Here is a 10,827-nt window from a genome sequence, read left to right on the forward strand (position 1 = left end):
GCCTTTAAGATGACAGAAACCGGAGAGATGAATATGCAGGAAGACTTTACGAAGAAAAAACGGTGGATGAACGCTGGGAGCATTGTTTCCGCCGCCGGGCTGCTGCTTTATTTTCTGGGGCGGGCGCTGGGCTTTCCCGAGGCCGTGCTGGGGGCCGTCGCCGTGGCGGGAGCGGCTTTGTCCCTTGCCACGCTGTTTTTGATGATTGCCTGCCGACAGGACGGGGGCAAAGAGGTCATCTCCGGAAACCGCTTGGCGGGACAGGGGGCGCTGACGGTGCTGCTGGCCATGGCGGCGGCGGTGGTGCTGAAGGCGGCCGGACTGCTGGCCTGAAATCCGGGAGGCACGACCTCAAATCCCGGCTTGGGGTGAACCTAAGACCCGATATAGGTGAGTCCGAAGCGCAGGGAGCGGCGAAAATGAAACAGCGGGGGACGGATGAAGCATCCGTCCCCCGCTGTTTATTTGGTTTGGTAAAATCGGGGTTGTTCTCCCACCCGGCGCGTTGAACAGACGCTTTGTCCGGGAAAGTGCCCGCAAAATATGGTCCGGAAATCTGTGTCCTGCCGAATTACCAGACCAGCGTGGAGAAATAGTCCTCCACGGTTTCCGCCCGACGAATCAGCTCCGGGGTGCCATCTTCCTTCCAAAGAAGCTCGGCGGAGCGAAGCTTTCCGTTATAGTTATAACCCATGGCGAAGCCGTGGGCGCCCGTATCGTGAATCACCAGCAGGTCACCCCGGTCGATTTTCGGCAGCATCCGGTCAACAGCAAACTTGTCGTTGTTTTCGCACAGGCCGCCCGCCACGTCGTACTTATGGTCGCAGGGGGCCTCCTCCTTCCCGGCTACGGTGATGTGGTGGTAGGACCCATACATGGCGGGGCGCATCAGGTTGCAGGCGCAGGCGTCCACACCGATATACTCCTTGTAAATGTGCTTTTCGTGGACGGCGCGGGTAACAAGATGCCCGTAGGGCGCCAGCATAAACCGGCCCAGTTCCGAGCACAGCGCCACGTCCCCCATTCCTGCGGGAACCAGTACCTCCTCATAGACCCGGCGCACGCCCTCGCCGATGGCGGCGATGTCGTTTTCCGGCGCGTCCGGCAGATAGGGGATGCCCACGCCGCCGGAGAGGTTAATGAAGGTGATGTGGCAGCCTGTTTCCTCCTTCAGCTCCACCGCAAGCTGGAAGAGGACTTTTGCAAGAGCCGGGTAATATTCGTTGGACAGCGTGTTGGAGGCCAGAAAGGCGTGGATACCGAACTCCTTTGCGCCCTTGTCCCGCAGCATCTGATATGCGTCCGCGATCTGGGCGCGGGTCATGCCGTATTTCGCATCGCCGGGGTTGTCCATCACCTGAAAGCCCTCTCGGGTTTCTCCCAGCGTGAACATGCCGCCGGGATTGTACCGGCAGCTGATTTTCTCTGGAATATGGCCGATGGACTGCTCTAAAAACTCCACATGGGTGATGTCATCCAGATTGATGACGGCCCCCAGCCGGTCAGCCAATTCAAACTCCTCGGCGGGGGTGTTGTTGGAGGAGAACATGATCTCCTGCCCCCGGACACCACATTTGTCCGCCAGCATCAGCTCGGTGAGGGAGGAGCAGTCGCAGCCGCAGCCCTCCTCGTGAAGAATTTTCAAAATTGCTGGGGTGGGCGTGGCCTTCACGGCGAAGTACTCCCGGAAGCCGGGGTTCCATGCAAAGGCGGCTTTCAGGCGGCGGGCGTTTTCCCGAATGCCCCGCTCGTCGTAAATATGAAAGGGCGTGGGGTATTGGGCGGCGACGGCCTCCAGCTGATCTTTTGTTAAAAAGGGTTTTTTCATGGGAAAACCTCACAATTATTCAAGTCCGTTCGCGGTGTGAACGGATTCTATTCTATGCGCGGACGGCTCTTGTGTCAAGAAAATCCACGAAATATGACGAATTTGATAAAAAATTTGCAGAGCATCGGTCTTTTCTATAAAAACCGTGCACATATTGAAAGCAACTGTTGAAATTCTCCCGGCCTGCGTCTACAATGAAGGGACAAGATCAGCCCGGACGGGCGGAAGGAGCGGCGGTATGGAAAAAATTACGGTAAACGCGGTGGGCGAGGAGTGCCCCATTCCCGTGGTGAAAGCCACAAAGGCGTTGGGAGCCATGAAAGAGGCAGGAACTTTGGAGATTCTGGTGAACAACGACGTAGCGGTGCAGAACCTTCGCCGCATGGCGGCGGGATATCATTTTTCTATGCACGTGGAGGCAAAGGGGAACGGCATTTCCGCCGTGGTGATGGATGTGACCGGCCCGGTTTCCCCCATTGCGCTGGAGACTACCGGGGATTTGTGCGGGCTGCCCTCCTCCGGAAGCTTTGTGGTGGCGGTGGATACGGACGCCATGGGCCGGGGCAGCGAGGAGCTTGGAAAAACGCTGATGAAGGGCTTTTTGTTTGCGGTGAGCCAGCTTCCCAGTCTTCCCAAAAGCGTTTTGTTCTATAACGGGGGCGCACATCTGACCTGCCGGGGCTCCGCTTCGCTGGAGGATATCAAGGCGCTGGCAGATAAGGGCGTGGACATCCGCACCTGCGGCACTTGCCTGAATTTTTACGGACTGACCGACAAGTTGGAGGTGGGCAGCGTCACGAATATGTATGAGATTGTGGAGACGCTGGCACAGGCCGGAAAAGTGGTCAAGCCGTGATTTATCTGGACAACGCCGCCACCACCCGGCCCAAGCCCCCGGCGGTGGGACAGGCGGTTCTGGCGGCGCTGGATGACTTTGGAAACAGCGGCCGGGGCGCCCATGGCGAGGCGCTGACTGCCGCCCGGACGATTTACGACGCAAGGGAAAAGCTGGCGGTCCTGTTTGGCTGCTCTGGTCCCGAGCGGGTGTGCTTTGCACCCAATTCCACCGAGGCGCTGAACGCGGCAATTGCGGGGCTGTTTGGTCCTGGGGACCATGTGATTTCCACGGACTGGGAGCACAACTCCGTCCTTCGGCCCCTTTACCGGTTGGAGGCGCAGGGCGGTGAGGTAGATTTTGTTCCTGCCGACAGTGGGGGCCGGATCAATTACGCCGATTTTGAAAAACTACTTAAGACCAACACCCGGGGCGTAGTCTGCACGCATGCCTCGAACCTTACGGGCGATGTGCTGGATGTCGACCGGGTGGCGACGTTTTGCCGCGCCCATGGGCTGCTATTTGTGCTGGATACGTCCCAGACGGCTGGCGTTTTGCCAATCGAGATGGAGATGCGGGGAATTTCTGCGGTGTGCTTCACCGGGCACAAGGGCCTGTATGGCCCGCAGGGGACCGGCGGACTGTGTGTGGGAACAGGTGTGGAAATCCGGCCTTTCAAGGTGGGCGGCACGGGAGTGCAGAGCTTTTCCGAAACCCAGCCACAGGAGTACCCCACCCGCATGGAAGCGGGGACGCTGAACGGCCACGGCATCGCGGGGCTGGGCGCGGCGCTGGATTGGCTGAATGAAGTGAGCGTCGAGAAGGTCCGCGCCCACGATCTTGGTCTTGCCCGCCGGTTTTACGAGCGGATTGCGGAGCTTCCCGGCGTGCGGGTCTATGGCGACTTCTGGACGGAGGTCCGCGCGCCTATTGTGGCGCTGAATCTGGGGGAACGGGACAGCGCCATGGTGGCGGACGAGCTGGAACAGCGCTTTCAGATTGCCACCCGCCCCGGCGCCCACTGCGCGCCCCGGCTCCACCGGGCGCTGGGGACAAAGGAGCAGGGCGCGGTGCGGTTTTCCTTCGGATACTTCAATACCGCGACCGAGGCGGATCAGGCTGCGGCCGCCGTGCGGACGCTGGCGGAGGAGCTGTGATGGCCGAAACAGTGTGTATTGTCACTTTCCCCGCCACCGTGGGGGCTATGGCCATGGAAAAAGCCTGTCGGGAAGAAGACCTGCCCGGCAGGCTGATTCCGGTGCCCCGCAGCGTCACCGCCGGGTGCGGCATGTGCTGGATGGCCCCGGCCGATAGCCGGGAAGCACTGGAGGCGCTGGTGATTCGTCGGAAAATCCATATTGATGGGATTTACGACATGATCCGGCCCCGATAGGCATGCGTTCGCATTCGGGGTTCAGCTAATTTAGCGTGTGATTGTCAAAGATGGAAGATGGCCTTCGGGCGGAGCGAAAGAATGGAGATTGGATATGGCCGGAAAATGCGAGGAATGCGTCCACCTGAACTATGACGAGGAGACGGACGCCGACTTTTGCAGCATGGATTTGGATGAAGATGAAATGGAGCGGTTCCTCCGGGCTGATGCGGGAAGCTGCCCCTTTTATCGCCGGGGCGGAGACTATGAGACGGCCCGGCGGCAGTGAGCAGAGGAAATGCACGTTATAACACAAGGCTAGGCCGGGCAGAAAAAGGCCCCGCTTCATTCCGCTCCTTCGTGCTGTTTTGCCTGAGAAGCGGGCGGACGCTTTCCTCCGGTGGGGCATATACTGTCTCAGGGCTGGGCGAGGCCCCGAAAAGCCGATGGCTTTTCGGTTTCCGGGGACCGCGGTCAGGGGTTCCCGTGGAAAAGGCGGGCGCGGGGCGGACGCGGGCAAGCTCCACTCCGGAGAGCCCGGAAGAGTCAGCCCCGCCGCGCGCCGCCGGCGCTTTATGAAAAGCCGCCTTATCCGGCCCTGGGCGATCCTTCGCGTGATCGTGAGAGGTTTGCGCGGTCGTATGTATTTTACGGTTGCGCAGCAAAAGACGGCGTGATACAATTAAAAATATTGAACCGTCAAAAAACGCGGAGACGCTGATACGAAAGAGAGGACCTGACATGGATTTTGCACAGTTGGGAAAAGCCCGCTATTCCTTGCGGAAATTTAGCGACCACCCAGTGGAGCAGGAGAAGCTGGATTTGGTGCTGGAGGCTGCACGCTGCGCCCCCACAGCCCACAACAAACAGCCTCAGCGCATTTTCGTCCTGAAAAGCGAGGAGGCGTTGGCAAAGGCCGACGCCTGTGCCGACAGCCATTTTCACCCCCCACTGATGCTGGTGGTGGCCTATGAGGCCGAAAAGGCCTGGGTCCGGGAGGGAGACGGCAAGAACCACGGCGAGATTGACGCGGCCATTGTCGCCGCGCAGATGATGCTTCAGGCTGCGGATTTGGGGCTTGGCACCACGTATGTGGGGATGTTTGACCCTTCCGCGCTGGCGGAGCGGTTCCCCGAGATGGCGGGCTGCACACCCGTCGCCCTTTTGCCCATCGGCTATCCGGCAGAAGGAGCGCATCCTGCGCGCCTGCACGAGGATCGCAAGCCCATAGAGGAGTTTGTCACCGTTCTGTAAAGCAAAAAGCAGTCTTGCGGATATCCGCGAGACTGCTTTTTTATGCGATTATCTGCGCCGCCCCCGGTAGCCGCGGGCGCGGCGGGAGGGTTTTCCGTAGCGATAGCGCCGACGGCCTAAGGTAAGCTTCCAACCGATTCCCAAAAGAACCAGGATACCAAGAACAATCAGCGCCGCCTTTACGGCCATTTGGCTGAAAAACTGCTGGACATTGAACCAGAACGTGAGAAGCTTGGAGGCCTCCACATTGTTCAGCGCCACCAGAGGCACGGTGGCATATACCGTGCCGTCCAGAGACAGCTCTACGGTGCCCAGCTCCTGCCCCGCGGTGACGGGGGCGTTCACTGTTTCCGGAAGATCCAGCTTTCGCTCCAGTTCCTCGGACTTTACGTGGTTGGGCAGGAGCAGTTCCACCCGGTCGGCGGGATGAACGGCCACGCTGTCGATTTTGCTGAGATCCACCTTAACGTCCGCCAGCATATCCAAATCGGAAAGAACCGTCTGCATGGAGAAATTGCTAAAGCCCCATTCAAACAGCCGCCGGGTTTCGGAAAAGCTCCGCACGTCCGCCACGCCGTCGGCCCCCACAACCCGATCTGCGCCCAGAACAACGCTGATAAGGGTACGGCTGCCTTTGGTGGCGGAGGAGACGAGGCAATGCCCCGCTTCGGAGGTGGAACCGGTTTTGATACCGTGAGCGTCGGAGTAGACATAGCCGACGGCCCGCCAGTTGGAGAGCAGGTAGTTGGTAGTGCGCAGACGGCGGACGGGAGAGAGGTTGGTGGCGGGGATTTCCGCCACGCCCATGTCACAGATGGCCATGAACTCCGGATATTTCATAGCTTCCAGAGTGATGAGGTACAAATCCCAGGCGGAGGTATAATGCTGGGAGTCGTGCAGTCCGTTGGGATTGGCAAAGTGAGTGTTCTTGCAGCCAAGGGCTACTGCTTTGGCGTTCATCGCGTCCACAAAATCGGCCACGCTGCCGCTGACCGCCTCGGCCAGAACGTCACAGGCCTCGTTGGCGGAAACCACCAGCATACACTTGAGATAATTCTCCACGCTCATGGTTTCCCCTACCTGAATCCCGGCGGAGCTGCCATCGGAAGCAAGGCCGGTCAGCGCGGAGGCAGAGGCGGTCAGCTCCTGCTCCAGTGAAAGCTTGCCCTGATCGATGGCCTCCAATGTCAGCAGCGCAGTCATAATTTTTGTCAGACTGGCGGGGTACAGCTCGGCGTGCTCGTTTTTCTTGTAGAGGATGGAGCCGGTTTCACTGTCCACCAGCAGCGCGGCCTTGGCCGTGATGGTGGGATCGGCGGCGGGGGCAATTTCATCGGCAACGGCGGGGATAACGGAGAAGCCCGCCACCGTTACCAGCAGTAAAAAAGCAGAGAGGAAGCGTTTGATTTTCATGTGACAATCTCCAATAATCTGTGGTATAATAGCTGAAAAGCAGCCATGATACTTAAATTTAAAATAGATACGATAACGCCGCTGCGCAGCGATGGTATCATAGCCGCAAAACGACAATGATACTTTGATTTGAGCAAGTTTGCTCCCGGCTTTCCCGCAGCGGCAAATGATGGTGTGATATGCTTCGGGCGCAGCCCTGGCGGTATCACGTTTCTGGGAGAGGGCAATATGCGCCGCTGCGTACGTATATATAGTATTGCGGCGGACCGCTCATATCCGACACAAGCTTCGCCGGTTCCGTATTCTTTTTCAGTATAACAAACTTTTCGGGGGAGTTCAACCGTGACAGGAGAAATTCGACCTACAAAAACGGAGAAAATTCTGCTAATTCTGACAGCGATGTTTCTCTGCCTACTGCTGGCTTTGCTTCTGCACGCCCGGAGTGCGGGGGCAGAGGGCCGCTACACGGTGAGCACCGAGAGGGCTGCGGTGTCCTCCGAGCTATTGCCGGAGGAGGAGACGGAAACAGGGCCTGTCAACATCAACACAGCCGGGCAGGAGGAGCTGGCCACCCTGCCGGGAATTGGCGAAAAGCTGGCGGAGCGCATTATCGCGTATCGCGAGGAACACGGTCTCTTTGATACGGTAGAGGAACTGGTGAACGTCAGCGGAATCGGCGAGGGGAAGCTTGCCGCGCTGCGGGAGTACGTATGTGTCGGATAGAAGGAAGGGAGCGCTGAGGTTTGAAGATTTTGGTGGTGGACGACGAACAACTGCTGGTGAAGGGCATGAAATTCAATTTGGAAAATGAGGGCTACGAGGTGGAGTGCGCCTATGACGGGGCCGCCGCCGTATCCCTTGCCCGGAGCGAGCGCTTTGATTTGATCATTCTGGATGTGATGATGCCGGAGCTGGACGGAATTGAGGCATGCATGCGCATCCGGGAGTTTTCCAACGTGCCGGTCATTATGCTAACGGCCAAAAGTGAGGATGCGGACAAGCTGATGGGCTTTGAATCCGGGGCGGATGACTATCTCACAAAGCCCTTTAACATTATGGAGCTGAAGGCCCGGGTGCGGGCGCTGCTGCGCCGGGCGGGGGGGACCCAACGGGCGCAGGGCAGCGTGATCACCGTCGGAGGGTTATCTTTGGATACGGAGCAGAGGGTGGCCCTTCGGGACGGGAAAACCGTGGAGCTGACGGCGAAGGAATACGACCTGATCGAACTTTTAATGCGCAATCCCCGTCGGGTATACAGTCGGGAAAATTTGATGAATGTGGTCTGGGGCTATTCCTATGGCGGGGACTATCGGACGGTGGATGTCCATATCCGCCGCCTGCGGGAAAAACTGGAGAAAAATCCGGCGGAACCGGAGCTTATCCTGACAAAGTGGGGGGTGGGCTACTATTTCAAGAGCTGAGGAAAAAGAGCGGCCTCGGGTTCGGGGCAGCCTCCAGATAAAATTCGGGCTGAGCTATATTCTCCTCATTGCGGCAGTGCTGGTGCTGCTGAACACCTATCCGCTGATCGTGTCGGAGGATCTGGCGTTCCGCTCCAAAGCGACCGCTATGGAAAACAGCGTGTCCGTGATGGTGTCTGCCCTTGCGAATCTGGAAAGCCTGACGGAGGAGAACGTCTCCGCTGCCATGACGCTGGTGGCGGCCGCTGATATGAGCCGGATTCTCGTCACCGATGCGGCGGGGAAAGTGCTCTACGACACCAGAGAGTCCGACGGCGCTGTGGGGGACTACGCGCTGTATACCGAGGTAGTGCAGGCACTTATGGGAAACGATGCGTTTACCGCCAGCTACCGCAGCGGCGCGTTTCGCAGCAGGGCGGCGGCGCCGGTGCTGTATCAGAACCGCATTATCGGCGCGGTGTATGCCTATGAGTACGACGTGGGGCAGGCAGCGCTGCTGCGGGGCTTTCAAAGCAACATTCGGAATCTGTCCATCATCGTCACCGCCATGGTGCTGGTGGTGTCCTTTATCATGTCCCGGGCGCTGACGGGGAAAATCAGTGAGCTGCTCTCCGCCATCCGCCAGGTGCGGGCGGGGGCATACAGCCACCGGGCGGCTGTCCGGGGCCACGACGAGATTGCCCAGATCGGCGACGAGTTTAACCGCCTGACAGACCGGCTTCAAACCACGGAGGATGTTCGCCGCCGTTTTGTATCGGATGCATCCCACGAGCTGAAAACGCCGCTGGCCGCCATCCGGCTGCTGACGGATTCTATTTTGCAGACGGAAAACATCGACCCCGCCACCACCCGGGAGTTTGTGGCGGACATCGGACGGGAAGCGGACCGCCTCAGCCGCATCAGCGAGGATTTACTCCGCCTGACCCGGCTGGACGGCGGAGCGGTTCCGATGCCGTCGGAGGTGGATGTGGCGCCGGTGCTGGAGCAGGTGTTGCGGATGATGGAGCTGGTGGCGGAGGAGCGGGGGATTGCGCTTTACTGCGACGCGGCGGAGCACTGCCGGGTGCTTGCCACGAAGGACGAGCTGCATCAGGTGCTGTACAATCTTGTGGACAACGCGGTGAAGTATTCCCACGACGGGGGACAGGTCCGGGTTTCCCTGCGCCGAGAGGGAAGACAGGCCGTTTTGACGGTGGCAGACGACGGCGTGGGCATTCCAGAGGAGGATCTGCCCCGGATTTTCCAGCGTTTTTACCGGGTGGACAAGGCCCGCTCCCGGGCTGCGGGCGGCACGGGGTTGGGACTGTCCATTGTGCAGGACACCGTGAAAAACCGCGGCGGGTCTGTGGAGGCGGCGAACCGTCCGCAGGGCGGCGCTGTATTCACTGTCCATTGGCCGCGGGTAGAGGAAGGCGGCGGAGAATGAAATTTCGAGGACTTTTGCTGCTTTGCACCGTGATGCTGCTGCCGGGATGCGTTTATGCGACGCGCCAGACCCAGGGGGCGGACGCGGATAGCTATACATTATACTATATGGCGGAGGATTTGCGGGCCGCCGCCGGAGGCGACGCGGTGCAGTCCGAGCCGGTGCTGCTGGAGGGACTTCAGGAATCAGATACCCGGGCCGCCGCGGAGAAGCTGACAGAGGCGCTTCTGGAGGGCCCCCGGAGCGAAGAACTGAAAAGTCCTTTTCCCGGAGGGACGCAGCTTCTCTCCGCGTCTCTGGACAATGGCCATGCCACGGTGGACCTTTCCTATCCGTACAGCACGCTGTCCGGTGTGGGGCTGACCATCGCGGATTACTGCATTACACTGACGCTGATGCAGCTTCCGGAGATTCGCTCTGTCTCCGTCACGGTCCGAGGGCAGGAGCTGGCCTATCGGAATCAGCAGTATTTTACCGGCGGGGACCTGCTTTTGAGCAGTATGGAGGACGTGGTGAGCACTGTGCCGGTGACACTGTGGTTTTTGAATGAGTCGGGCGAGCTTGTGGGGATTCAGGACCGGCTTGACCTTTACGAGGGGGATACCCAGCTTTCCGCCCTGGTGGCAGCTCTGGAGGCGGGCCCGACGGAGCGGGGAATGATTTCCGCCCTGCCAGAGGGCTTTACGGTGCTGACCACCCAGCTCAGCGATGGTGTGTGCTATGTCAATCTTTCTGCGGCCGTCCTTTCCGCTTTGCCTGAGAATGCGGACGTGCAAACCGCGCTGGATGCGCTGGCCCTGTCCCTGATCTCTTTGGATGCGGTGCAGCAGGTGCGGTATCTGATGGAGGGCGAGCCGGCCAGCAGCTTCGGCTCCGCTTCCATCGCGGAAACCTATCCACGGGAGAATTAAATAAAGAGGCGGCCCAGGCGCAAAAGCGGTGCGCCGGGGCCGCCTACCCTTTTGGAAGGCTAAAAAGGCCCTAATCAACAGATTAGACAGTAGGCGGGGAGGTATAAGCAGGAAACATAGCAAATATGAGCAAAAGTGAAAAAATGGTCGAAAAAGGGTTGACAATGAGGGCACATGCTGGTATCCTAACAAAGCTGTCCGGGAGGGCGGCGGCGAACTTGAAAAGAAGTGTTGAGGACTTGAAAAAAGTGCTTGACAAACCATGGGAAACTGTGGTAATCTAATCGAGTTGCCGAACAAGACAACGGTTTCAAATGTCGAAAACAGTTGAAAAAGTTCTTGACAAACACAGTAAGATGTGGTAAAA

The 10,827-nt window shown here is 59.0% G+C and carries 13 protein-coding genes; 11 read left to right on the plus strand and 2 right to left on the minus strand.

The features are described from left to right. Positions 1 to 33 precede the first annotated feature (33 nt). Positions 34 to 333 carry a hypothetical protein gene (locus tag ABVS15_RS11980; protein ID WP_369283912.1) on the plus strand — a complete coding sequence of 100 codons (300 nt, stop codon included), beginning with the start codon at positions 34 to 36 and terminating at the stop codon, positions 331 to 333. Between the two features lie 238 nt (positions 334 to 571). Here the strand turns inward: ABVS15_RS11980 and ABVS15_RS11985 are convergent, their stop codons facing one another. Further along, positions 572 to 1,828, minus strand: a complete 1,257-nt coding sequence (locus ABVS15_RS11985) for a diaminopimelate decarboxylase (protein ID WP_369283913.1) — start codon at positions 1,826 to 1,828, stop codon at positions 572 to 574. Positions 1,829 to 2,066: 238 nt separating this feature from the next. Here ABVS15_RS11985 and yedF point away from each other — a divergent pair, with 238 nt between their 5' ends. The 5 genes from yedF (at position 2,067) to ABVS15_RS12010 (ending at position 5,289) form a co-directional block, all read left to right on the plus strand. Next, positions 2,067 to 2,684, plus strand: coding sequence for a sulfurtransferase-like selenium metabolism protein YedF (yedF, locus tag ABVS15_RS11990; protein ID WP_369283914.1), 618 nt, complete (start codon positions 2,067 to 2,069; stop codon positions 2,682 to 2,684). After that, a complete protein-coding gene (locus ABVS15_RS11995; RefSeq protein WP_369283915.1) occupies positions 2,681 to 3,820 on the plus strand; it encodes an aminotransferase class V-fold PLP-dependent enzyme in 1,140 nt (379 codons plus the stop codon). Before yedF ends, ABVS15_RS11995 begins: the two co-directional genes overlap by 4 nt. Next, positions 3,820 to 4,056 (plus strand): DUF3343 domain-containing protein, encoded by a 237-nt coding sequence (locus ABVS15_RS12000; protein ID WP_369283916.1) that lies wholly within the window; start codon positions 3,820 to 3,822, stop codon positions 4,054 to 4,056. Before ABVS15_RS11995 ends, ABVS15_RS12000 begins: the two co-directional genes overlap by 1 nt. Positions 4,057 to 4,150: 94 nt before the next feature. Then, entirely contained in the window at positions 4,151 to 4,324 is a 174-nt protein-coding gene (locus tag ABVS15_RS12005; RefSeq protein ID WP_369283917.1) for a DUF6472 family protein, read from the plus strand. Positions 4,325 to 4,776: 452 nt separating this feature from the next. Further along, positions 4,777 to 5,289, plus strand: coding sequence for a nitroreductase family protein (locus tag ABVS15_RS12010; protein ID WP_369283918.1), 513 nt, complete (start codon positions 4,777 to 4,779; stop codon positions 5,287 to 5,289). A gap of 48 nt (positions 5,290 to 5,337) precedes the next feature. On the opposite strand, the gene ABVS15_RS12015 is transcribed toward ABVS15_RS12010, so the two are convergent. After that, complete coding sequence (locus tag ABVS15_RS12015) at positions 5,338 to 6,702, minus strand: D-alanyl-D-alanine carboxypeptidase family protein (RefSeq protein WP_369283919.1); 1,365 nt, start codon at positions 6,700 to 6,702, stop codon at positions 5,338 to 5,340. A 342-nt stretch (positions 6,703 to 7,044) separates the two neighbouring features. On the opposite strand from ABVS15_RS12015, the gene ABVS15_RS12020 reads away from it, so the two are divergent. The 5 genes from ABVS15_RS12020 to ABVS15_RS12040 all read left to right on the plus strand — a co-directional run bounded on the left by ABVS15_RS12020 (position 7,045) and on the right by ABVS15_RS12040 (position 10,744). Continuing rightward, entirely contained in the window at positions 7,045 to 7,425 is a 381-nt protein-coding gene (locus ABVS15_RS12020; RefSeq protein WP_369283920.1) for a ComEA family DNA-binding protein, read from the plus strand. A gap of 20 nt (positions 7,426 to 7,445) precedes the next feature. Next, positions 7,446 to 8,123, plus strand: coding sequence for a response regulator transcription factor (locus ABVS15_RS12025; RefSeq protein WP_369283921.1), 678 nt, complete (start codon positions 7,446 to 7,448; stop codon positions 8,121 to 8,123). An 82-nt stretch (positions 8,124 to 8,205) separates the two neighbouring features. Further along, entirely contained in the window at positions 8,206 to 9,549 is a 1,344-nt protein-coding gene (locus ABVS15_RS12030; protein ID WP_369283922.1) for a sensor histidine kinase, read from the plus strand. After that, positions 9,546 to 10,460 carry a GerMN domain-containing protein gene (locus tag ABVS15_RS12035; RefSeq protein WP_369283923.1) on the plus strand — a complete coding sequence of 305 codons (915 nt, stop codon included), beginning with the start codon at positions 9,546 to 9,548 and terminating at the stop codon, positions 10,458 to 10,460. The genes ABVS15_RS12030 and ABVS15_RS12035 overlap by 4 nt, the downstream gene beginning before the upstream one ends. Before the next feature lie 125 nt (positions 10,461 to 10,585). After that, positions 10,586 to 10,744 (plus strand): hypothetical protein, encoded by a 159-nt coding sequence (locus ABVS15_RS12040; RefSeq protein WP_369283924.1) that lies wholly within the window; start codon positions 10,586 to 10,588, stop codon positions 10,742 to 10,744. The last annotated feature ends 83 nt before the right edge of the window (positions 10,745 to 10,827 follow it).

Source organism: Oscillibacter sp. GMB15532, from assembly GCF_041020825.1.
Taxonomy (GTDB): domain Bacteria; phylum Bacillota; class Clostridia; order Oscillospirales; family Oscillospiraceae; genus Oscillibacter.